Origin of the sequence: Paraburkholderia sp. BR10872, from assembly GCF_040965835.1 — a bacterium.
Lineage (GTDB): Bacteria > Pseudomonadota > Gammaproteobacteria > Burkholderiales > Burkholderiaceae > Paraburkholderia > Paraburkholderia nodosa_A.
Map to the genome: position 1 here is coordinate 90,103 of NZ_JBFRCN010000020.1, position 22,497 is coordinate 112,599.

General features: G+C 64.1%; 18 protein-coding genes and 8 tRNA genes. 20 read left to right on the forward strand and 6 right to left on the reverse strand.

Annotation, left to right across the window (positions count from 1 at the left end; translation table 11 throughout):
- Positions 1-345 precede the first annotated feature (345 nt).
- The 3 genes from AB4Y43_RS17670 to AB4Y43_RS17680 all read left to right on the forward strand — a co-directional run bounded on the left by AB4Y43_RS17670 (position 346) and on the right by AB4Y43_RS17680 (position 2,691).
- On the forward strand, positions 346-1,596 hold the full coding sequence (locus AB4Y43_RS17670) for an aspartate kinase (RefSeq protein ID WP_069265579.1): 1,251 nt from the start codon (positions 346-348) through the stop codon (positions 1,594-1,596).
- A gap of 224 nt (positions 1,597-1,820) precedes the next feature.
- Positions 1,821-1,914: transfer RNA gene (locus AB4Y43_RS17675), tRNA-Ser, on the forward strand.
- A gap of 414 nt (positions 1,915-2,328) precedes the next feature.
- Positions 2,329-2,691, forward strand: coding sequence for a hypothetical protein (locus AB4Y43_RS17680; protein ID WP_069265580.1), 363 nt, complete (start codon positions 2,329-2,331; stop codon positions 2,689-2,691).
- A 147-nt stretch (positions 2,692-2,838) separates the two neighbouring features.
- Here the strand turns inward: AB4Y43_RS17680 and fabI are convergent, their stop codons facing one another.
- Positions 2,839-3,627, reverse strand: coding sequence for an enoyl-ACP reductase FabI (fabI, locus tag AB4Y43_RS17685; RefSeq protein ID WP_069265581.1), 789 nt, complete (start codon positions 3,625-3,627; stop codon positions 2,839-2,841).
- Between the two features lie 200 nt (positions 3,628-3,827).
- Here fabI and AB4Y43_RS17690 point away from each other — a divergent pair, with 200 nt between their 5' ends.
- From AB4Y43_RS17690 to AB4Y43_RS17710, 5 genes are all read left to right on the forward strand, one after another.
- Positions 3,828-5,657, forward strand: coding sequence for an extracellular solute-binding protein (locus AB4Y43_RS17690; RefSeq protein ID WP_176732900.1), 1,830 nt, complete (start codon positions 3,828-3,830; stop codon positions 5,655-5,657).
- A 29-nt stretch (positions 5,658-5,686) separates the two neighbouring features.
- Complete coding sequence (locus AB4Y43_RS17695) at positions 5,687-6,724, forward strand: microcin C ABC transporter permease YejB (RefSeq protein ID WP_028204101.1); 1,038 nt, start codon at positions 5,687-5,689, stop codon at positions 6,722-6,724.
- Positions 6,725-6,758: 34 nt separating this feature from the next.
- Positions 6,759-7,832, forward strand: coding sequence for an ABC transporter permease (locus tag AB4Y43_RS17700; protein WP_256094788.1), 1,074 nt, complete (start codon positions 6,759-6,761; stop codon positions 7,830-7,832).
- Positions 7,829-9,448: an ABC transporter ATP-binding protein gene (locus AB4Y43_RS17705; RefSeq protein WP_368728416.1), complete on the forward strand. Its 1,620-nt coding sequence runs from the start codon at positions 7,829-7,831 to the stop codon at positions 9,446-9,448. Before AB4Y43_RS17700 ends, AB4Y43_RS17705 begins: the two co-directional genes overlap by 4 nt.
- Positions 9,449-9,608: 160 nt before the next feature.
- Positions 9,609-10,319 carry a C40 family peptidase gene (locus AB4Y43_RS17710; protein ID WP_342945859.1) on the forward strand — a complete coding sequence of 237 codons (711 nt, stop codon included), beginning with the start codon at positions 9,609-9,611 and terminating at the stop codon, positions 10,317-10,319.
- Positions 10,320-10,418: 99 nt separating this feature from the next.
- Here AB4Y43_RS17710 and AB4Y43_RS17715 read toward each other — a convergent pair whose 3' ends face one another.
- Entirely contained in the window at positions 10,419-11,363 is a 945-nt protein-coding gene (locus AB4Y43_RS17715; protein WP_342945858.1) for a patatin-like phospholipase family protein, read from the reverse strand.
- A 477-nt stretch (positions 11,364-11,840) separates the two neighbouring features.
- On the opposite strand from AB4Y43_RS17715, the gene gltX reads away from it, so the two are divergent.
- The 9 genes from gltX (at position 11,841) to AB4Y43_RS17760 (ending at position 15,135) form a co-directional block, all read left to right on the forward strand.
- Positions 11,841-13,262, forward strand: coding sequence for a glutamate--tRNA ligase (gene gltX / locus AB4Y43_RS17720; RefSeq protein ID WP_342945857.1), 1,422 nt, complete (start codon positions 11,841-11,843; stop codon positions 13,260-13,262).
- Between the two features lie 245 nt (positions 13,263-13,507).
- Positions 13,508-13,583 (forward strand) — tRNA-Ala (locus AB4Y43_RS17725).
- A gap of 55 nt (positions 13,584-13,638) precedes the next feature.
- Positions 13,639-13,714: transfer RNA gene (locus AB4Y43_RS17730), tRNA-Glu, on the forward strand.
- Positions 13,715-13,789: 75 nt separating this feature from the next.
- Positions 13,790-13,866 (forward strand) — tRNA-Asp (locus AB4Y43_RS17735).
- Positions 13,867-13,937: 71 nt separating this feature from the next.
- Positions 13,938-14,013, forward strand: a tRNA-Glu gene (locus AB4Y43_RS17740).
- A gap of 99 nt (positions 14,014-14,112) precedes the next feature.
- Positions 14,113-14,189, forward strand: a tRNA-Asp gene (locus tag AB4Y43_RS17745).
- An 82-nt stretch (positions 14,190-14,271) separates the two neighbouring features.
- A tRNA-Glu gene (locus AB4Y43_RS17750) sits at positions 14,272-14,347 on the forward strand.
- An 80-nt stretch (positions 14,348-14,427) separates the two neighbouring features.
- Positions 14,428-14,504: transfer RNA gene (locus AB4Y43_RS17755), tRNA-Asp, on the forward strand.
- Positions 14,505-14,670: 166 nt separating this feature from the next.
- On the forward strand, positions 14,671-15,135 hold the full coding sequence (locus AB4Y43_RS17760; protein ID WP_342945856.1) for a GNAT family N-acetyltransferase: 465 nt from the start codon (positions 14,671-14,673) through the stop codon (positions 15,133-15,135).
- 18 nt (positions 15,136-15,153) lie between these two features.
- Here the strand turns inward: AB4Y43_RS17760 and AB4Y43_RS17765 are convergent, their stop codons facing one another.
- On the reverse strand, positions 15,154-16,086 hold the full coding sequence (locus AB4Y43_RS17765; protein WP_342945855.1) for a helix-turn-helix transcriptional regulator: 933 nt from the start codon (positions 16,084-16,086) through the stop codon (positions 15,154-15,156).
- 115 nt (positions 16,087-16,201) lie between these two features.
- Here AB4Y43_RS17765 and AB4Y43_RS17770 point away from each other — a divergent pair, with 115 nt between their 5' ends.
- Positions 16,202-16,609 (forward strand): gamma-glutamylcyclotransferase, encoded by a 408-nt coding sequence (locus tag AB4Y43_RS17770; protein ID WP_069265589.1) that lies wholly within the window; start codon positions 16,202-16,204, stop codon positions 16,607-16,609.
- 94 nt (positions 16,610-16,703) lie between these two features.
- On the opposite strand, the gene aceB is transcribed toward AB4Y43_RS17770, so the two are convergent.
- Together aceB and AB4Y43_RS17780 are read right to left on the reverse strand one after the other, a co-directional pair.
- Positions 16,704-18,296, reverse strand: coding sequence for a malate synthase A (gene aceB / locus AB4Y43_RS17775; RefSeq protein ID WP_342945854.1), 1,593 nt, complete (start codon positions 18,294-18,296; stop codon positions 16,704-16,706).
- Positions 18,297-18,364: 68 nt separating this feature from the next.
- On the reverse strand, positions 18,365-19,138 hold the full coding sequence (locus AB4Y43_RS17780) for a haloacid dehalogenase type II (protein ID WP_069265591.1): 774 nt from the start codon (positions 19,136-19,138) through the stop codon (positions 18,365-18,367).
- 165 nt (positions 19,139-19,303) lie between these two features.
- Here AB4Y43_RS17780 and AB4Y43_RS17785 point away from each other — a divergent pair, with 165 nt between their 5' ends.
- Complete coding sequence (locus tag AB4Y43_RS17785) at positions 19,304-20,206, forward strand: LysR family transcriptional regulator (protein WP_342945853.1); 903 nt, start codon at positions 19,304-19,306, stop codon at positions 20,204-20,206.
- 192 nt (positions 20,207-20,398) lie between these two features.
- On the forward strand, positions 20,399-20,833 hold the full coding sequence (locus AB4Y43_RS17790; RefSeq protein WP_069265593.1) for a universal stress protein: 435 nt from the start codon (positions 20,399-20,401) through the stop codon (positions 20,831-20,833).
- A 244-nt stretch (positions 20,834-21,077) separates the two neighbouring features.
- Here AB4Y43_RS17790 and aceA read toward each other — a convergent pair whose 3' ends face one another.
- On the reverse strand, positions 21,078-22,385 hold the full coding sequence (gene aceA, locus AB4Y43_RS17795) for an isocitrate lyase (RefSeq protein WP_342945852.1): 1,308 nt from the start codon (positions 22,383-22,385) through the stop codon (positions 21,078-21,080).
- Positions 22,386-22,497: the final 112 nt, after the last annotated feature.

The following is a 22,497-nucleotide window of genomic DNA, read 5'->3' on the forward strand; positions in this document are numbered from 1 at the left end:
GAGCGTGTTCTGTCTTGTAATTTTGGCGTCAATCGGGTAGTGTAAGTCGTTTGTCCAGCCCGCTTTTTCGCGTTCACGGACGCCGTCAAAAGCGGCGTGTCTCGTGAAGGCGCGATTTTTCCTTCGAGCGGTATCCGACGGTTGCAGGGACGTCGTAGCGGCATGCGGGCAGGGCGCGAGTGCAAGGCACCAGCGCGCGTCGACACGATGCGCCGGCCTTCGCGCCCCTGAGGCAAAACCCCGCGCGTGCTGCACGCGCTGAAGCCGCCGCCGTGGCCCCAGGGCGTCCGGGCGGCCCGGTTCTTCAGTGCGCCAGCGCGGTAACATCTCCAGTTCAGAACGACAATGGCACTCATCGTACACAAATACGGCGGCACCTCGATGGGCTCGGTCGAGCGCATCAAGAACGTCGCCAAGCGCGTCGCCAAATGGCACAAGGCCGGCCACAAGATGGTCGTCGTGCCTTCGGCGATGTCCGGCGAAACCAATCGTCTGCTCGGTCTCGCGAAAGAAATTTCGCCGCAGCCCAGCCCGCGCGAGCTCGACATGATTGCGTCGACCGGTGAGCAGGTGAGCGTCGGTCTTTTGTCGATCGCCCTGCAGGAAGCAGGCGTCGACGCCATCAGCTACACCGGCTGGCAAGTGCCGGTCAAAACCGACAGCTCGTTCACCAAGGCCCGCATCAACGACATCGACGGCGAGCGCGTGCTGGCCGATCTCGACGAAGGCAAGGTGGTCGTGATCACGGGCTTCCAGGGCATCGACCCGGAAGGCCACATCACCACGCTCGGGCGCGGCGGCTCGGACACGTCGGCAGTTGCAGTCGCAGCGGCGCTGAAGGCCGACGAATGCCTGATCTATACGGACGTCGACGGCGTCTACACGACCGACCCGCGTGTGGTCGACGACGCACGCCGTCTCGACCGCATTACGTTCGAAGAGATGCTGGAAATGGCCAGCCTCGGCTCGAAAGTGCTGCAGATCCGCTCGGTGGAATTCGCGGGCAAGTATCAGGTGAAGACGCGTGTGCTCTCGAGCCTGACCGACCCGATGATGAACCTCGACGAGGAGATGTCCTCGGGCACCCTGATTACTTTTGAAGAAGACGAGACCATGGAAAAAGCAGTCATCTCGGGTATCGCGTTCCAGCGCGACGAGGCCCGCATCATCGTGATGGGCGTGCCCGACAAGCCCGGTATCGCGTATCAGATCCTCGGCCCGGTGGCGGACGCTAACATCGACGTCGACATGATCATCCAGAACCAGAGCGTGGCCGGCAAGACCGACTTCACGTTCACGGTGCCGCGCGGCGACTATCAGCGCGCCATCGACGTGCTGAACAACCAGGTGAAGGGTCACGTGAGCGCGGAGCAGGTGCTCGGCGACGCGAAGGTGTCGAAGGTTTCGGTGGTCGGCGTGGGCATGCGTTCGCACGTGGGCGTGGCGAGCAAGATGTTCCGCACGCTTTCGGAAGAGGGCATCAACATCCAGATGATCTCGACCTCGGAAATCAAGATTTCGGTACTGATCGACGAGAAGTACATGGAGCTGGCAGTGCGCGCGCTGCACAAGGCGTTCGACCTCGAGCACGCGTAAACCGTGCCGTGTTTGCGCGGCCATTGCGCCGCGTTTGTGTTGTGTGACGAGGATGTGACGCGGTTTTTCCGCTCGATTCCGATGCACGATGCCGCGCCCGAGGTTCGTTGTGCGCTTGCAGAAAAAACTTTGCAAAAAAGCGTCGTATGAATTGACCGGAAGGCGCTAACCCGCTATTATCTTGGCTTCGTTGCGCTGCCTCCCTGGCGCGAACGAAGTTTTTGGGAGACGTGGCCGAGAGGTCGAAGGCACTCCCCTGCTAAGGGAGCATCTGGGCCAAAACCTGGATCGAGGGTTCGAATCCCTCCGTCTCCGCCAGTAATGGCGGTGGAAACCCCGCAAGTCTCGGCTTGCGGGGTTTTTGTTTTTTGGGTCGCAAATTACTCGATGTGAGGAGGCAATAAGTCGTCGCTCGAAGGCAGGGAAGAAGCACTGCGAGAATCGTCAGGAATGCCAGGCAAATTGCGGTGGCGCACCGGAGCGCAAAGGTTTTGCATTGAGGCGCCGATAAATGGACTGGGGTTCGCGAGTCGTGCGAAGTCTCCTGCACACCGGCGCAAGCGATGCTATTCTGCCCGGCGCTGTTGGCCATCCGCCGCCCAGTGTAACGAGACGTAACGACATCGAACGCAGGCCAGGTTCGTGCATCAGTTATTACAAGTTTGAAATACGCGGGCGAAAGCCGTGCGTTATATTGGCTTGAACAAAACATCAAACCCGAAAGGTGAGTCCATGAAGTTCCCACGTGTTGTTGCAATGCTGCTCGGGGGCGTGGCTATCGGCGCATCGAGCGTTGCTATGGCTGGCGTGAGCGTTGGTGTCAACATCGGTATTCCGGCCCCGGTTTATGTCGCTCCGCAACCGGTCTACGCGCCGCCTCCGCCGCCGGTCGTCTATCAGCCGGCTCCTGTTTATGCCGCGCCGCCGGCCATCGTCATCGGCTGGCACGGTGACCGTTACTGGGATGGCCGCCGCTACTGGGGGCGCGACGACTGGTATCGCCACCACGGCGGCTATGACGGCCCGGGCCGCGGCCACTACGACCGCGACCACTACGACCGCGACCACGGCGGTCCTCCGGGACACTGGCACTAAGCCGCGAGGCTCGTTGCCGGCGTGGTGCGCGTGACACGGCGCGCATGGCACATCGAACGCCACGCCAAAAGAAAAGCCGCCCAGTGGGCGGCTTTTGCATTCTTGCCGTTGCGCGCGCAACGATGCGCGCGCAACGCGAAGAGAGGCTTACTCGAGGCCGGCCATGCCGCCAACCACCGCGTTGAAGCCGGAGTCGACGTGCATGATCTCGGCGGTCACGCCGGCTGCCAGATCGGAGAGCAGGAACGCGGCGGAATTGCCGACCTGCTCGATGGTCACGTTACGCTGCAGCGGGGCGTTCTGTGCGACGAAGTCGAGGATCTTGCCGAAGCCCTTGATACCGCTTGCCGCGAGCGTCTTGATCGGGCCGGCGGAGATGCCGTTCACGCGCACGCCTTGCGCACCGAGCGCCACCGCGAGATAACGCACGCTCGCTTCGAGTGCGGCTTTCGCGACGCCCATGGTGTTGTAGTTCGGGATCGCGCGCTCTGCGCCGAGATAGGTCAGCGTCAGCAGCGAAGCGTTCTGGGCGAGCATCGGCTTGGCGGCCTTGGCAAGCGCGGGGAAGCTGTATGCCGAAATGTCGTGCGCAATGCGGAAGTTCTCGCGCGTCATGCCGTCGAGGAAGTCACCCGCGATCGCCTCGCGCGGCGCGAAGCCGATCGAGTGGACGAGGCCGTCGAGCGTATCCCAGTGTTGCTTGAGGTCCGTGAAGAGCGCTTCGATTTGCGCGTCGTCGGCCACATCGCAAGGGAACACCAGGTTGCTGCCAAATTCCTGTGCGAACTCGGTGATACGGTCCTTGAAGCGGTCGCCGACGTACGTGAACGCCAGTTCCGCGCCTTCGCGCTTGCATGCCTGCGCGATGCCGTACGCGATCGAACGGTTCGACAGCAGGCCGGTCAACAGGATACGTTTGCCAGCGAGGAAGCCCATGAATTCTCCTAAATCAGGTCAATGCGCCAGCGCCTGTGGGGCGGCGCCGCGTGGTTTGGGTAGAATTCTCTCACAACTGACAAGGCAGCCCGGACAATTACCGATCTATGACGACAGGAACGCGAGGCAGGACGGCGCTCGGCGCGCTTGGGGCAACCGTTCCTGCGGTTCGGTTCGCACTTGCCAAAAGGCTGGCGGCGATGTGTCTTGCGCTCGGATTCGGGCTGCTGGCCATGCCGAGCGCGCACGCGGTCTACGCCATTGCGCAGTATGGCGAGCCCAAATATCCGCAAGGATTCGCGCACTTCGACTACGTGAATCCGGATGCGCCCAAGGGCGGCACGCTCGTCCTCGCCAATCCCGACCGCCTCACGAGCTTCGACAAGTTCAACCCGTTCACGCTACGCGGCAACGCGGCCCCGGGGCTCGGCATGCTGTTGGAGAGCCTCACGACGGGGAGCCTCGACGAAGTGGCCTCGGCCTATGGTTTGCTCGCCGACGACATCCGCATCGCGCCCGACGCGCTTTCGGTGACCTTCCACATCAACCCGAAGGCGCGCTTCTCGAACGGCGACCCGGTGACTGCCGAAGACGTGAAGTTCTCGCTCGACACGCTCAAGAGCCGCCAGGCCGCGCCCTCCATGCAGGCGTATTTCAGCGAGATCACGCGCGCGGTGGTGGTCGATCCCGCGACGATCCGCTTCGAGTTCCGCAGTAACAACCGCGAGCTGCCGCTCATCGCGGGCGGCATGCCGGTGTTCTCGCACAAGTGGGGCTTGCGCCCGGACGGCAGCCGCGTCGCCTTCGATCAGCTCGCGTTCGAGCAGCCGATCGGCAGCGGCCCGTATGTGATCGACCGCTACTCGAACGGTCGCACGATCACCTACAAGCTCGACCCCAACTACTGGGGCAAGGACCTGCCGGTGCGCGTGGGCACCAACAACTTCGAGCGTGTTACCTACAAGCTCTATTCGGATGACGTGGCACGCCTCGAGGCCTTCAAGGCGGGCGAGTACGACGCGCTCGTCGAATACGTCGCGCGCAACTGGGTGCGGCGCGATGTCGGCAAGCGCTTCGACAGCGGCGAGCTCATCAAGCGCGAGTTCCCGCAGCACAACGGCACCGGCATGCAGGGCTTCGTCATGAATCTGCGCAGGCCCGTGTTCCAGGACGTGCGCGTGCGCCGCGCCCTCGATCTCGCGCTCGACTTCCCGTGGCTCAACCGCATGCTGTTCTATAGCCAGTACCGTCGCATCGACAGTTGGTTCGCGAACACGCAGCTGCAGGCAAAGGGGCTGCCATCGCCTGGCGAACTTGCCTTGCTCGAGCCGTGGCGCAAGTCGCTCGATCCCGCCGTGTTCGGGCCGCCGCCCTCGCAGCCCGATACGACCCCGCCGGGCTCGCTGCGAGCAAATCTGCTCAAGGCGCGTGCGCTGCTCGCCGAAGCCGGCTGGACCTATCGCGACGGCGCGCTGCGCAACGCGAAGGGCGAGCCGTTCACGTTCGAGGTGCTCGACGACACGAGCGCTTCGGCGCAGTGGGCGCCGATCATGGCGCAGTACACGCAGGCGCTCAGGCGCCTTGGCATCCAGGTGAACTATCGCTCGGTCGATTTCGCGCTCTACCAGAAGCGGCTCGACGCCTTCGACTTCGACATGACGACCATCAAGTTCCCCGACGTCCAGGTGCCGGGCGCGGAGCAGGTCGATCGCTTCGGCAGCAAGGCCGCCGACGAGCCGGGCTCGGGCAATCTGCTGGGCCTGAAGTCGCCGGCCGTCGACGCGATCCTCAAGGCGCTCACGCGGGCGCAGACGCTCCAGCAACTGCTCGACGCCACGCATGCGCTCGACCGGGTGCTGATGCACGGCTACTATGTGGTGCCGCAGTGGTACAGCGCGACGCACCGGGTGGCGTTCAAGAACACGCTGGCCTATCCGGCGAAGTTGCCGCTGTACTATGGCGCGAACGACTGGATCATCTCGACGTGGTGGTTCAAGCCGCAGTCCGCGCCACAGGCGACGGGTCATTAACGACGGACACGACGGAAAGCATCGAAATCATGTGGAGCTACATCGTCAAACGCCTGCTGCTGATGATCCCGACGCTGCTCGGCGTGCTTACGCTGACCTTCGGCGTGATCCAGTTCGTGCCGGGCGGTCCCGTCGAACAGGCGGTGCGCGAATTGCGGCGGGGCGCGGAGCAGGGCATGCCGTTCGGCATGCGCGCGCATTCGGGCGTGGACGCGCAGCAGATCGCGCAGCTCAAGCAGCTTTACGGCTTCGACAAGCCGCCGCTGCAACGCTATTTCCTGATGCTCGGGCGCTTTGCGCGCTTCGATCTCGGACAGAGCTATTTCCATCACCAGAGCGTGTGGTCGCTGATCATTTCCAAGCTGCCGGTGTCGATCAGCATCGGCCTCTGGACCTTCTTTCTCACTTATCTGATATCGGTGCCGTTGGGCATCGCGAAGGCGGTGCGCAACGGCTCGCGGTTCGACCTCGTGACGAGTCTCGTCGTGCTCGTCGGTTACGCCATTCCGGGCTTCGTGCTGGGCGTGCTGCTGCTCGTGCTGTTCGGCGGCGGCTCGTTCCTGCAGCTTTTCCCGCTGCGCAATCTCACGTCTGACAACTGGGACACTCTCTCACTCGGTGGCAAGATTCTCGACTATCTCTGGCACATCACGCTGCCCGTGACGGCGTCGGTCGTGGGCAGTTTCGCCGTCACGACCATGCTGACCAAGAACGCCTTTCTCGAAGAGATTCGCCGCCAATACGTGCTGACCGCGCGCGCGAAAGGGCTCTCGGAGCGCACCGTGCTCTGGAAGCACGTCTTTCGCAACGCGCTTCTGCCGCTCGTGGTGGGGTTCCCGGCGGCGTTCATCGGCGCGTTCTTCACCGGCAGCCTGCTGATCGAAACGCTTTTCTCGCTCGACGGGCTCGGCCTGCTTTCGTACGAATCCGTCGTGCGGCGCGACTATCCGGTCGTGCTCGGCACGCTGTACCTCTTCACGTTGATCGGACTGCTAACCAAACTGATTTCCGATCTGTGCTACGTGTGGGTCGATCCCCGCATCCAATTCGAACAACTGGAGCGCTGAGTTGAACCGAGTCCGCGCTGGCGCTGAACCCGAACTGCGTACCGAGAGCGTGCGCGCCCTCAAGTCGCCCACGCCCGCCCGTCGCGTGTGGCTGCGCTTCAAGCAGCAGCGCCTGGGCTACTGGAGCCTGATCGTGTTTCTTGTCGCGTTTGCGGCGAGTCTCGCGGGTCCGCTCTGGTGCAACGACAAGCCGCTTGTCGTGCGCTACGACGGGCACCTGTATTTCCCGCTGTTCAAGGACTATCCGGAAACCGCGTTCGGCGGCGATTTCCCGACGCCTGCCGACTACCTCGATCCGTACATTCGCCACCGCTTCGACGCGCCGGGCAACTTCGCGATCTATCCGCCGAATCCTTACTACTACGACACACTCAACTACTTCGCGAAAGTGCCGAACCCCGCGCCGCCGTCGCGCCAGAACTGGCTCGGCACCGACGAGAGCGGCCGCGACCTGTTCGCCCGCTTGCTGTACGGCTTTCGCGTGTCGGTTGAGTTCGCGCTCGTGCTGACTGCCATCGGCACGCTGCTCGGCGTGCTGGCGGGCGCGGTGCAAGGGTACTTCGGCGGCAAGGTCGATATCTTCGGACAGCGTCTCATCGAGATCTGGAGTTCGCTACCCGAGCTTTATCTGCTGATCATTTTCGCGGCGATCTTCGAGCCGGGCTTCGTGCTGCTGATCGTGCTGCTTTCGCTGTTCGGCTGGATCGGTTTGTCCGACTATGTGCGCGCGGAATTCCTGCGCAACCGCAACCAGGACTATGTGCTCGCCGCGCGCGCAATGGGCCTGTCGAACTGGCAGATCATCTGGCATCACGTGCTGCCCAACAGCCTCACGCCCGTCATCACGTTCCTGCCGTTTCGCATGAGCGGCGCGATTCTCGCACTCACGAGTCTCGACTTCCTGGGCCTTGGCGTGCCCGCACCCACGCCGAGCCTCGGCGAGTTGCTCGCACAGGGCAAGCGCAATCTCGACGCATGGTGGATCGCGCTCTCGACTTTCGGTGTCCTCGTGGCGACGCTGCTGCTGCTCACGTTCATCGGCGACGCGCTACGCAACGCGCTCGATACGCGTATTTCCGACGCCATGAAGGCCGGAGGCAACCAGTGAGCGCCGTGCCTCAGGACGCCGCCGCGCCGCTCCTCTCGATCGAGCACCTGAGCGTGCGCTTCGACGAGACGCTCGCCGTCGATGATGTCACGCTCGCGATCGGGCGCGGCGAGCGCGTGGCGCTCGTCGGCGAGTCGGGCTCGGGCAAGACCGTCACCGCGCTCGCGGTACTGCGCCTGCTGCAGGACGCGCAGATCAGTGGAAGCATCCGCCTCGACGGTGACGATCTGCTCGCGAAGAGCGAACGCGCGATGCGCGGTCTGCGCGGCAACGACGTCGCGATGATCTTCCAGGAACCGATGACGGCGCTCAATCCGCTCTACACGATCGGCGAACAGATCGCGGAAACCATCGTGCTGCACGACGGCGTCTCGAAGAAAGCGGCCTACGAGCAGGCGGTGGGACTGCTCGAGCGCACGGGCATTACCGAGGCGCGGCGGCGCGTGTCGAGTTATCCGCATCAGCTCTCGGGCGGCCAGCGCCAGCGCGTGATGATCGCGATGGCGCTCGCGTGCCGTCCGCGTCTGTTGCTCGCCGACGAGCCGACCACGGCGCTCGACGTGACGATCCGCGGCCAGATCGTCGATCTGCTGCTCGAGCTGCAGCGCGAGGAGGCGGCACGGCGCGGCATGTCGGTCTTGCTCATCACGCACGACCTGAACCTCGTGCGCCGCTTCGCGCAGCGCGTGGCCGTGATGGAGAAGGGCAGGCTCGTGGAGTCGGGCAGCGTCGAGCAGATTTTCGAGGCGCCGCAACATCCGTACACGCAACGGCTCATCGCGAGCCGTCCCGAGCGCCACGTGCTGCCCGTCCTGCCGATCGCGCCGGTTCTCCTGCAGGCGAAGGACGTGATCGTCGACTTCGCAACGAAGTTGCCGGGTTTTCGCGGCTGGTGGCAAAAGGGGCGTTATCGCGCCGTGAACGACGCGAACCTTGCGGTGCGCCAGGGTGAGACGCTTGGCATCGTCGGCGAGTCCGGATCGGGAAAAACGACGCTTGCGATGGCGATGTTGGGGCTGCAGCGAACGGCGGGCGGTATCGTCGAGTTCCAGGGGCGGCCCATCGCGAGCTGCACGGGCCGCGACAGGCTGTCGTTGCGCTCGCATCTGCAGGTTGTCTTTCAGGACCCGTTCAGTTCGCTTTCTCCGCGTCAAACCATCGAGCGCATCGTGGGGGAGGGGCTCGCGCTGCATCGGCCCGATCTTTCTATCGAGGAGCGGCGCAAGCGCGTTGTCGGCGTGCTGCGCGAAGTGGGCCTCGATCGCACCGCTTTGCACCGGTACCCGCACGAGTTTTCGGGGGGCCAGCGCCAGCGTATCGCCATCGCGCGCACGCTGGTGCTGGAGCCTCGCGTGATCGTGCTCGACGAACCGACCAGCGCGCTCGACGTGTCAATCCAGCAACAGGTGTTGAGATTGTTGACGGATTTGCAACACAAGTACAACCTGGGCTACGTATTCATCAGCCACGACCTGGCGGTGATCGGCGCAATGGCGCACCGGGTGGTGGTGATGCAGGACGGGGCGATCGTCGAGTCGGGAGAGGTCGCGAATATCTTCGACAGACCTGCCCATCCTTACACCCGAAAATTGTTGAAAGCTGCATTCGATCGCTAGGCTTTGGCGGAACTTTAGAGCGAATTTCGGTGAAATTCACCAATGAGGTGAATGTCGCGATTGAATTTTTCTATTTGTTTTGACACACAAATACTTACTGGCTAGTATCGTCCAAACTTTTCCACTAACTCCCTGATTTACGGGCAATTTCTACCGACCAATGCAGCACCGATACTTGACCCAGGCTTGCACGCGCGTCGTCGCCGGGATGTTCATCGGCGTACTGATGGCCGCAGCTCCCGGCGCGTTCGCCGACGAAGTAAGCAGCTTTAGCCAGAATGCCTCATTTTCGCCGAGCAATTCGGCGAATCCGCAGTCCATCCCAGCAGTTCAGAACGCCCTCCAGAATGCCAACCAGGCGACCCCGGCGGCGGCTCCGGCCCCGACCGAAGGCGGCGCCAAGGCGTTCCTGTCCGGCATGGCCGGCAAAGCCGGCGACGTCGTTGTCGGCGCACTTAACATGATTGGTGTGCGTTACCGCTGGGGCGGCAACACGCCCGACTCCGGCCTCGACTGCAGCGGCTTCGTGCGCTACGTGTTCCAGGACACGCTCGGCATGTCGCTGCCGCGCCGCGCCGAGGAAATGAGCCGCGTGGGCGAGAAGGTCAGCATGAGCAACCTGAAGCCGGGCGACCTCGTGTTCTTCAACACGATGCGCCGCACGTTCTCCCACGTCGGCATCTACATCGGCGACAACAAGTTCGTGCATTCGCCGTCTACCGGCAGCACGATCCGCGTTGACGACCTCGACGACGGATACTGGGAAAAGCGCTTCACCGGTGCACGCCGCATCGAGACGTCGTTCACGGCGGATCAGCAGCAAAACCTCAAGCGCGTGAGCGCGCAGTTCGAGGGCAACGGCGGCAACTGATCGGGGTTTTGTAGCGAACAAAAAGCCTGCTTCTTGCGAAGCAGGCTTTTGCGTTTTTTGCGCCCGTGCGCCCGCTGAAGGGGCGCTCAGGTCAAGCGATCAGGCCGTCAGGCGCGCTGCAGCGAGCTTGCGCTCGAGTTCCGGCATGATGCGCGCCGCCGCTTCCTCGCCCGCGAGAATCGCCGCGTTGCGCTGAGTGAAGTCGCTGGACGACATCGCGTTGAGATTCGGGCGGATCACGATGTCGGCATACTTGTCGAGTTCGTAGGACTTGATCGTCTGGCCCATGATCGTGAAGGTCTGCATCAGCACGTCGAACTGGCTCAGCGTCGAGGCCGTTTCAGGGCGCGCCGAGATGTCCACGGCGATCACGAAGTCGGCGCCCATCTTGCGTGCGAACGAGGCCGGCACCGGGCTCACGAGGCCGCCGTCCACGTATTCGTGGCCCGCAATCTTCACCGGCTCGAAAATCGACGGAATGCTGCACGATGCGCGCACGGCAATGCCCGTGTTGCCGCGCTGGAACAGGATAGGCTGGCCCGTGCGCAGGTCGGTCGAGACGACGCCGAGCGGCTTCGCCATCTTCTCGATGGGCCGGTCGTGCAGCGTGGTGTTCAGATAGTTCTGGAGCGCCACGCCCTGCAGGAGACCGCGCGTGCGAAACGGCATCGCCCAGTCGCTGATCGAGGCTTCGTCCATCGTCAGGGCGAGCTTGTTGAGCGCGAAACCGTTCATGCCCGAGGCGTAGAGCGCCGCGACGACTGAGCCCGCGCTCGTGCCGACCACGAAGTCGACTTGCACGTTGCGCGCCTCGAGCGCCTTGATCACGCCGATATGCGCAAAGCCACGCGCCGCGCCGCCGCCGAGCGCGAGGCCCACGCGAACCGGGCGCTGCGGCCTGGCGACGGGCGGCGGGGGCGCGGTGGTGACGGGCGGCGGGACACTGGCGGTTTGCGTGCCCGCGGTCGTGCAGGCGGCCAGGACGGAGGAGGCGGCCGCAAGCGAAAAGTGCCGGCGGCTCAATGAGGGCGATGACTGCTTCAAGAAGGTTCTCCATGCGGTCCGCGTGCGTGTCCGGCAAGGAACGACGCGGTACCCCGGTCTGCTCGCGCGGGCGGCCGAGTATCTGTGTTTGCGCGCGCGACGCCGCATCGTGGTGGCGGCGCGCCGACATCATAAGGCAAAGCGCGGCCGGTTTAGCAGGCGTGCATGTAACGCGATGTGACGCCAGATGACAACGCGCTCGACGGTTTGCGAGCGCATGCACGTTTGCATGAGAGAAACGGGCGCCCGGACGCACACCCCGGGCCTCGCCCCCCAGGCCGAAGCGGTGCATGGCGGGTATAATCCCGTCTCTAATTTTCCGGATTCCCGTTCGTGTGCGCGAGGCTGCGCGCGCCCCCGGCGCTCCCGCGCTAGCCGCGCGGGCCGAACGCGCCGCGAACCCCGGCCGTCCGCCGCCGTCGCTGCTTTTGTTGCCAGCGCCGCGCTCCGGATGGCATCGTCTTCGAGTAATCGCCCATGACTACCTCTGTCGTCCGTACCCGCTTCGCGCCGAGCCCGACCGGCTTCATCCATCTCGGCAATATCCGTTCCGCGCTCTACCCGTGGGCGTTCGCGCGCCACAACAAGGGCGTCTTCGTGCTGCGGATCGAAGATACCGATCTCGAGCGTTCGACGTCGGAATCGGTCGACGCGATCCTCGAAGGCATGGAATGGCTCGGCCTGAATTTCGACGAAGGTCCGTTCTACCAGATGCAGCGCATGGACCGTTATCGCGAAGTGCTCAGGCAGATGCAGGAGCAGGGCCTCGTGTATCCGTGCTACATGTCGACCGAAGAGCTCGACGCGCTGCGCGAGCGTCAGCGCGCGGCCGGCGAGAAGCCGCGCTACGACGGCACGTGGCGCCCGGAGCCGGGCAAGGTGCTGCCCACGCCGCCGGCGGGGGTGCAGCCGGTGCTGCGCTTTCGCAACCCGCTCACGGGCGTGGTGGCATGGGACGACGCCGTCAAGGGCCGCGTGGAGATCTCGAACGAAGAGCTCGACGACCTCGTGATCGCGCGCCCGGACGGCACGCCGACCTACAACTTCTGCGTGGTCGTGGACGATCTCGACATGAAGATCACGCACGTGATTCGCGGCGACGATCACGTGAACAACACGCCGCGCCAGATCAACATCCTGCGCGCGCTCGGCGGCGAGCCGCCGGTCTACGCGCACCTGCCTACCGTGCTCAACGAGCAGGGCGAAAAGATGAGCAAGCGCCACGGCGCGATGAGCGTGATGGGTTATCGCGATGCGGGCTATCTGCCGGAAGCGGTCCTCAACTATCTCGCACGTCTGGGTTGGTCGCACGGCGACGCCGAAGTGTTCACGTGCGAGCAGTTCGTGGAGTGGTTCGATCTCGAGCATCTCGGCAAGTCGCCCGCGCAATACGACCACAACAAGCTCAACTGGCTCAACAACCACTACCTGAAGGAAGTGGACAACGTGCGCCTCGCCGAGCTCTCGAAGCCGTTCTTCGCTGCCCTCGGCGTGGACGAGGCGGCGCTCGCCAAGGGGCCGTCGCTCGAAGGCGTGGTCGCGCTTTTCAAGGACCGTGCGAACACGATCAAGGAGATCGCCGAGAGCGCGATGATGTTCTACCGCGAGCCGCAGCCGGAAGCCGAAGCGCTCGCACAGCACATCACGGAAGCCGTACGCCCCGCGCTCGCCGATCTCGTCGTCGCGCTCAAGGGCGCGGAGTGGACGAAGGAGGGCGTCTCGGCAGCGCTGAAGGCGACGCTCGCCACACACAAGCTCAAGATGCCCCAGCTCGCGATGCCGGCCCGCCTGCTCGTGGCAGGGACGACGCATACGCCTTCGGTCGATGCGGTGCTCGTGCTGTTCGGCCGCGATGCGGTGGTGAGCCGCCTCGAGAAGGGCATTTCGGCTGCAAAGTAAAAATTTTGAAGAATATTCGCCCGGACCCTAGCGCCCGGGCGGCAGTTCTTGTAGTATTCGGGCTCCGTTGAATACGGAGCGCGAGAGAGTCGCAAACAAGCGGCAAATAAGCAGCAAATCTCACGCAAAGAGCCGCAGAATCGGGCAACGATGTTTCAAGGAAACCTCGAAGCGCTTCAAAAAACGATTCAAAAGCTCTTGACGAAAGCGAAATTGATGTTTAAAATCTCGCTTCTGTTCTGCAAGGGGGTATAGCTCAGCTGGGAGAGCGCTTGCATGGCATGCAAGAGGTCAGCGGTTCGATCCCGCTTACCTCCACCAACAGAACATGCAGTAAGCAGTAGAGTGTGGTAAAGGCATTATCTGAAAAGATCATGTCCCCTTCGTCTAGAGGCCTAGGACATCACCCTTTCACGGTGAGTACAGGGGTTCGAATCCCCTAGGGGACGCCAGACATGAGCGTCGTCAATGAGATTGGCGTAGCATCAGGTGGAAATCAACCGACATCCATCTGACTGTGTCGAACTGGAGCGGTAGTTCAGTCGGTTAGAATACCGGCCTGTCACGCCGGGGGTCGCGGGTTCGAGTCCCGTCCGCTCCGCCAGATCGAGCCCGTTCAGAAACTGTGAGCGGGCTTTTTAGTTAAAGTGACGATTACAGGCGAAAGCCCGTGTTGTCCCCTTCGTCTAGAGGCCTAGGACATCACCCTTTCACGGTGAGTACAGGGGTTCGAATCCCCTAGGGGACGCCAAATCAAAATGCGGCGCCAAAGAAGTAGCACTGCGAGCGAGCAGTGTGGCGACGCCGCCAGCGGGAATCGACCGACGCCCGCCGGTGTGAGCAGTAAGCTGGAGCGGTAGTTCAGTCGGTTAGAATACCGGCCTGTCACGCCGGGGGTCGCGGGTTCGAGTCCCGTCCGCTCCGCCAGTTTCAAAGCTGTTCCGTCGTTGCTTCGGCAATGGCGAACCGCTGCAGTTCAAAGGTGTAAGCCTGCGCTTATACCCGTGTTGTCCCCTTCGTCTAGAGGCCTAGGACATCACCCTTTCACGGTGAGTACAGGGGTTCGAATCCCCTAGGGGACGCCAAATCAAAATGCGGCGCCAAAGAGTCATGCGGCGACGCCGCCAGCGGGAATCGACCGACGCCCGCCGGTGAGCAGCAAGCTGGAGCGGTAGTTCAGTCGGTTAGAATACCGGCCTGTCACGCCGGGGGTCGCGGGTTCGAGTCCCGTCCGCTCCGCCAGAACGAAGCCCGTTGGATACGTCCAACGGGCTTTTTCTTTTTCCACAGACGTTTCTCACGCTTCCATCCCCATCCTTCATTTCGTTTGCCGTACGGACAATCTGCGATTGCCGGCGGCCGCGCGTTATCGTAGCGTTGTCGAAACCTGGTTTCCTCGCTTGCCGACATGTTCGCACCGAACGACATCCCGTCGCCGTTTCAGCTGCGCCGCGCCACCATGGACGATTTCGAGTTCGCGGAGACGCTCACGCGCAATAACATGGGTGGCTACTATCTGCGGCATCACCTCGTCTGGCGCGGCGATCTCTTTCTGGCGAGCTATCGCGAGTCGGAGAACTTCATTCTCGAACTCGATGGCGAGGCGATTGGCGTGCTGCGCGTGACGCAGGAGGGCGACTCGCTGCACATTCGCGATGTGCAGATCGCCCAGGGGTATCGCGGCAATGGCGCCGGCACGTTCCTGCTCGATATCTCGCACCAGTGGGCCCGCGAGCGCGGCCTGAGCGAGCTGCAACTGCGCGTGTTCGTCGACAATCCGGCCGCGCGACTTTACTTGCGCATGGGTTATCGCGTGGCGGGTCCGAGGCTTGCGCGCCTGGGCTCGATTCGCCATATGACGCGGCTCGTCTGAGCCTGGCCGCTTTCCCACTTAACGCGTGTCGTCGTCGCGCCCGGCGGCCACGGAATCTTCCGGTTCGTCCGCATCGCGGTCACCCGTGCCGCGCGCGATGAAGGCGCGCGGGCTCTCGCCGAAGGCGCGGCGAAACATCGCCGAAAACGCACTCTGGCTCCGGTAGCCGAGTTCCTGCGCCACGACGGCCATCGGGCGTCCCTGATTGAGCAGCGGGATCGCGCGCGCGAGAATCGCCTGCTGGCGCCACTGCGAAAAGCTCACCCCCAGTTCCTGCCGGAAGAGCCGCGCGATCGTGCGCGTGCTCGCGCCCACGTGTGCGGCCCAGTATTCGAGCGAACCGGGTCCCGCCGGATCGGCGATCAGCGCTTCGCATAACGCGCGCAGGCGCTTTTCCTCGGGCATCGGCACGGCGAGCGGCAGCGGCGCCGAGCGCGTGATCTCGTCGAGCGCCAGCGCGCCGAGCAGGCGCTCACGCGCGGTGGGAATGCCGCGCTCGTCGAGTGCTGCGATCGTCTCGCGCAGCAGGCCTGAGACTTCGACCACGCGACACGCGTCGAGGCCGGGCGGAATCACCGATTCGTCTACGTAGAGCGTGCGCAGGAACGCGTCCTCGACGATCGCCACTTCGTGTGTGATGTGAGGCGGCACCCAGATCGCGCGCGAGGGCGGCACCATCCACGTCGTGCCGGGCGTCGCCATACGCAGCACGCCGCGCGACGAGTAGGCAAGCTGCGCCCACGCATGCGTGTGCTGCGCGATGCACACACCCGACGGCATGGGACGCGAGCGTACGCGGATCGGATGCGTGGGCGTCGGCGCGAACTCGGGCGGGATATCGACGAGTTCGGCGCGCGGCAGCGCATCGTTGCGTGCATCGCTGGATGCGAAGCGGGGCAGATCCTCGGGCATGACGGGCAGGGCGACGGGTTTGGCGACTAGTGCGCCCATTGTAGACGTCTCGCGCTCGAGGGCCTTGACCGCACGCCATTCGTGGCCGGGCATAATGTGGACGAATCGACAGCATGCTCGTGTGGCGCGAGCCGCCCTGAAGGAGAGAAAAGCCATGAAATACGTGTTCGTCTACGGCACGCTGCGCGCGGGCGAGATCAACGACATCAACCTCGCGGCCGATCGCAACGCGATCGCGCGCCCGCGTCACCTCGGTCTCGCCACGCTCGCCGGCCGGCTCTTCGACTTCGGCAGTTATCCCGGGATGGTGGCCGGATCGGCGAATGCGCAATCGACGGTCGTCGGCGACGTCTACGAGATCGACGACGCGCTCCTCGCCGTGCTCGACGAAATCGAGCAGGTGTATCCGGGCGTCGACAACCTGTTCGTTTCGCAGGAAGTGGATATCGAGGTGCAGGGCGAACGCATCGCTTGCCTCTACTATCCGGTCGCGTCGGCCGCCATTGCCGGACGCCCCGAGATCGCAGGCGGCGACTGGGTCGCGCATCGGCGCGGGCGCTGACAACTCAAGACGCGGCGCGTGAAAACACCAAGGCCCGGCGGGCTCACACCCGCCGGGCCTTATTCGTCGGCGATTCGTTAGACGTACCGAACGATTAGATCTCTTCGTACAGCGGCAGCGTCAGGAACTCGACGAAGTTTTCCGACGTCGACATTTGCTCGAAGATCTGCGCGGCGCGCTCGTACGGCTTCGTGTCGCCGCCGACCGACGCCTTCACCTTGTCCAGCTCCTGCGGGATCAGTTCGCGCACGAGTTCGGCCGTGACCTTGCGGCCGTCTTCGAGCTTGCCCTTGGGCGAGCGGATCCACTGCCACACCTGCGAGCGCGAGATTTCGGCGGTCGCGGCGTCTTCCATCAGGTTGTGGATCGGCACGCAGCCATTGCCCGCGAGCCACGAGCCGAGGTAGTGGATGCCCACGTTGATGTTGTTGCGCAGGCCCGTCTCGGTGATCGGCGCTTCCGGACGGAAGTCGAGCAGATCCTTGCCCGTGACGTTCACGTCCGCGCGCTGCTTGCCGATCTGGTTCGGCTTGTCGCCGAGCACCTTCACGAACTCTTCCATCGCGATGGGCACGAGGCCCGGGTGCGCAACCCAGCCGCCGTCGTAGCCATCGGTCGCGTCACGCGCCTTGTCCGAACGCACGCCGCCCATGGCCTTGTCGTTGGCGGCTGCGTCGTTCTTGATCGGGATGAGTGCGCTCATGCCGCCGATCGCCGGTGCGTTGCGCTTATGGCAGGTCTTGAGCAGTTCGAGCGCGTAGGCGCGCATGAACGGCACGGTCATCGTGATCTGCGCGCGGTCGGCAAGACAGAAGTCCTTGTCGTTCTTGAACTTCTTGATCGCCGAGAAGATGTAGTCCCAGCGGCCGGCGTTCAGCCCCGAGCTGTGCTCGCGCAGTTCATAGAGGATCTCGTCCATCTCGAACGCGGCGAGGATCGTCTCGACCAGCACCGTCGCGCGGATCGTGCCGCGCGGGATGCCGACGCCTTCCTGCGCCGCGACGAAGATGTCGTTCCACAGACGCGCTTCGAGGTGGCTTTCCATCTTCGGCAGATAGAAGTACGGGCCGCTGCCGCGCGAAATCAGTTCCTTCGCGTTGTGGAAGAGATAGAGCGCGAAGTCGAAGATGCCGCCCGACACACGCTGACCGTCCACCGTCACGTGCTTCTCGTCGAGGTGCCAGCCGCGCGGACGCACGATCAGCGTGGCGGTCTTGTCGTTGAGCTGGTAGGTCTTGCCGTTCTGTTCGAGCGAAATCGTGCGGCGCACTGCGTCCTTCAGGTTGAGCTGGCCGACGATCTGGTTTTCCCAGTTCGGCGCGTTCGAGTCCTCGAAGTCAGTCATGTACGAGTCCGCGCCCGAGTTCAGCGCGTTGATGATCATCTTGCGTTCGACCGGGCCCGTGATTTCCACGCGGCGGCATTCGAGATCCTTCGGCAGCGCCGCGATCTTCCAGTCGCCTTCGCGGATCGATTTCGTGTCGGCAAGAAAGTCGGGGCGCTCGCCGGCGTCGAGGCGCTTGGTGCGCTCAACGCGTGCCTTCAGCAGTTCCTGGCGGCGCGGCTCGAATGCGCGGTGCAGCTTCGCGACGAGTTCGAGCGCTTCGGGCGTGAGGATCGTTTCGAAGCCGGGCCGGATGTCAGCCGTGATCTGCATGCCTTGCGGCAGTTGCAACGTGTTCGCCATTTGCTTGCTCCTTGGTCGGTCAGATTGTGAATGTGTGGTTGTTGTGGCTGCGGCGAGCGGCGTGTCCGTCACGCGCCCGGGCTGGGGCGAGGGCGGCTTTGCCGCTCGGGCGCAGCGGTTTCGAGAAAGGCGGCGAGTTCTGTCATGCCGCTGCCGGTGCCATGCGGCGCCACGCCGAGCTCTTCGGCGGGCAAGCGCTGGCGATTGATCCAGAACGTGGTGTAGCCGAACCAGCCGGCGCCCGCGGCGTCCCAGCCGTTCGACGACACGAACACGAGGTCGCGTGGCGCGGCGTCGAAGGCGGCCGAGCCGAGCGAATACGCGGCGGCGGCCGGCTTGTAGGCGCGCACGGCATCGACCGACAGCACGTGGTCGAAGAGGCCGCTCATGCCGGCGCTCTTCACCGCGATGTCGAGCATCTGCGGGTTGCCATTCGAGAGGATCGCCAGGCCCATGCGCGTGCCGTCTTCGCGTGGCTCACGCAGGCGGCGCAGCACGGGCAGCACGTCGGGGAAAGCCGACAGGCAGGCGTATTCGTCCATGAGGCGCTTTTCGCCCGCGCCCGTGAGCGACAGGTTCAGGCGGCGCGCGGCGTAGCGCAGGGCGTCGAGCGTGATGTCCCAGAACGGGCGATAGCGCGCGCCGGCCGGGTCGGAGAGCGTGCGCAACTGCGTGTACTCGATCTGCTTCAGGCGCCACAGCTGCGAGAGCGCCTCGCCCTGGCCGGGGAACATCTGCTCGGCGGCAGCGACGACCGAATGCACGTCGAAAAGCGTGCCGTACGCGTCGAAAACAACTGCCTTGGGAAATCGTGTCGTTGAGGGTGTCGTTGTGGCCGACATAGCCTTGCACTCCATCTTCAGAGGTCGAGGTCGATTGTATTCATGAGTCGTATCACTGAAAAAGGCGGGATTGATCACTTGATCTTTTACTTTTACCCACCTAATCTGTCGACCTGCGTTCTCTTTTCCACTGTTTCTGTCGCCCAGTGCGCGCAGCATCCACCGATGGACCGCTTCAAACAGATCGAGACTTTCGCCACCGTGGCCGCCAAGGGCAGCCTTTCCGCCGCCGCCCAGGCCGAGGGCGTGGCGCCCGCCATCATCGGCCGGCGCATCGATGCGCTGGAAGAGCGCCTCGGCGTGAAACTGCTCGTGCGCACCACGCGGCGCATTACGCTCACGTTCGAAGGATCGGCGTTTCTCGAGGACTGCCAGCGCATCATTCACGACATGCAGAACGCCGAGGCGAGTGTGTCCGAGGGCGGCGTGAAGGCGAGCGGGCACCTGCGCGTGTCCGCGCCGGCTGGTTTTGGGCGTCGCCATGTCGCGCCGCTCGTGCCCGATTTCACGGCTGCGCATCCGGACGTGAGCATCGCGCTCGATCTTTCGGACCGGCTCGTCGATCTCGTCAACGAAGGCTTCGACTGCGCCGTGCGCCTCGGCGAATTGCCCGATTCGTCTCTCGTGTCGCTCAAGCTCGGCGAGAACCGCCGCGTGTGCGTGGCGGCGCCCGCGTATCTGTCGCGCCGCGGCGAGCCCGAAACGCCCGCCGACCTCGCGCGCCATAACTGTCTCGCTTTCGGCGCGAGCCTGAACCAGCAGCGCGGCTGGGCGTTCCAGCAGGACGGCAAAGTGGTGTCGATCCGCGTGGCGGGCACGATGGAATGCTCGGACGGTGCCGTGCTGCATGAGTGGTGTCTCGCGGGCCACGGTCTGGCATGGCGCTCGTGGTGGGAAGTCGGCGAGGACATCGCGGCGGGCCGGCTCGTGAGCGTGCTCGACGCATTCGCCGCGCCGCCCATCGGCATTCACGCCGTGTTTCCGCAGCGCCGCCATCTGCCGCTGCGTGTGCGCCTCTTTCTCGACTATCTCAAGCATACCTACGGTCAACCCGGTTACTGGGGATAGGGCGCAGTGCGCGTTTCCGATATCCGGGATGACCCGCACGCATGGCTTGCAGCGATTTATCGCGCACTACAATCGACCCTGAGGGCCCAGGCGCTCGCCCGCGCGAGACGCCTGCTGAGTCTTTGCCCCCCGTTTCGAACCTTGACTTTGATTCTAGCCTTGCCCGTAATCCGATAGACCACGGAGGGCGCCATGTTCAAGCACATCCTCGTTCCGACGGACGGCTCGGAACTGTCGAAGAAAGCGATCAACGGCGCGATCGATCTCGCGCGCACAGTGGGCGCGCGCGTCACGGCCTACGCATGCCTGCCGCAATATCCGTACTCGCCTTACGCCGACGTGGTGATCGAACCGCCCGGGGACTTCCAGACGCGCAGTGAGCGAGAGGCGCGAGTGCATCTGGACGAAATCGAGGCGGCGGCGCGTAGCGCGGGCGTGGTCTGCGACAGCCGCACGAGCGTGCATCCCTCGCCGTATCTCGGCATCATCGAAGCCGCCGAAGCGGGTGGCTGCGATGTCATCTTCATGGCCTCGCACGGGCGTCGCGGGCTGGGCAGCCTGCTGATCGGCAGCGAGACGCAGCGCGTGCTTACGCATACGAAGATTCCGGTGATCGTTTATCGCTAGCTGGCGCTTTTCCAGGTTTCGCGATGAAGCACGAGGCCATGCTCGCCCGCTGCGTTGGCTGAGCGAGCCACGGGCCGGATTCTGTCCAGCACGCGCGGCCGGTGTCCTCTACCGCTTCCTCCCTGAACGCCCTGCGGCATGCGCTCGTGCCGCGTCGCCAGGCGGCCGGCGCGCCCCGCCAAGGTACGCGTGCCGGCCGCCTGTTCGAGCGCGGCGGCTGGCGCCGCCGTTGCTGCCGGTGGTCTTACGCCACCTTCTTGTCGAAGAACTGTTCGTCTTCCGTCGAGCCGTGCAGCGCCGTGGTCGACGCTTCGCGCTCGACCGTCTGCGTCACGGCGTCGAAGTAGCCGGTGCCCACTTCGCGCTGATGCTTCACGGCGGTGAAGCCCTTCTCGGCGGCGGCGAACTCCGCCTGCTGGAGTTCCACGAACGCGCTCATGTTCTGGCGTGCGTAGCCGTGCGCGAGGTTGAACATCGAGTAGTTGAGCGAGTGGAAGCCCGCGAGCGTGATGAACTGGAATTTGTAGCCCATGGCGCCCAGCTCGCGCTGGAAGCGGGCGATCGTCGCGTCGTCGAGGTTCTTCTTCCAGTTGAACGACGGCGAGCAGTTGTACGAGAGCAGCTTGCCCGGGAACTGCTTGTGGATCGCTTCCGCGAACTTCTTCGCGAACTCCAGATCCGGCTTGCCCGTTTCGCACCAGATCATGTCGGCGTACGGCGCGTAGGCGAGACCGCGCGAGATGGCCTGCTCGAGGCCGTTCTTCGTGCGGAAGAAGCCTTCGACGGTGCGCTCGCCGGTGAGGAACGGGCGGTCGTTATCGTCGATGTCCGAGGTCACGAGGTCGGCGGCTTCCGCGTCGGTGCGGGCGAGCAGCACGGTCGGCACGCCGCAGACGTCGGCGGCCAGACGCGCGGCCGTGAGCTTGGCGACGTTCTCGCGCGTCGGCACGAGCACCTTGCCGCCCATGTGGCCGCACTTCTTCACCGAGGCGAGCTGGTCTTCGAAGTGCACGCCCGCGGCGCCCGCTTCGATCATCGCCTTCATCAGTTCGAACGCGTTGAGCACGCCGCCGAAGCCGGCTTCCGCGTCGGCCACGATCGGCTGGAAGTAATCCACGTAGCCTTCGTCGCCGGGGTTCTTGCCTTCGGACCACTGGATCTGGTCGGCGCGCGTGAGCGTGTTGTTGATGCGCTTGACCACCTGCGGCACCGAGTTGGCCGGGTAGAGCGACTGGTCCGGGTACATTTCGCCGGCGAGGTTGGCGTCGCCCGCGACCTGCCAGCCCGAGAGATAGATCGCCTTGAGACCGGCCTTCACTTGCTGCATGGCCTGGTTGCCCGTGAGCGCGCCCAGTGCGTTGATGAACGGCTCGGTGTTCACGCCTTTCCAGAGCTTTTCGGCGCCGTGCTTCGCGAGCGTGTGCTCCGGCTGGAGCGAGCCGCGCAGGCGCACCACGTCTTCCGCCGTGTAGTTGCGCTTGATGCCCTTCCAGCGCGGATCGGTTTCCCATTGCTGTTGGAGTTGCTGAGCTTGCTGTTGACGAGTCGACATGGTGGGCTCCTTCGTTTGCCTGATAAGGGGATCGCTGAAACGAAACTGCTGAACCGCTGAATCGCGGAACGCAAGCGCCGGTGTTCTGGTGTTTCGTTTCGCGAACTCTTAT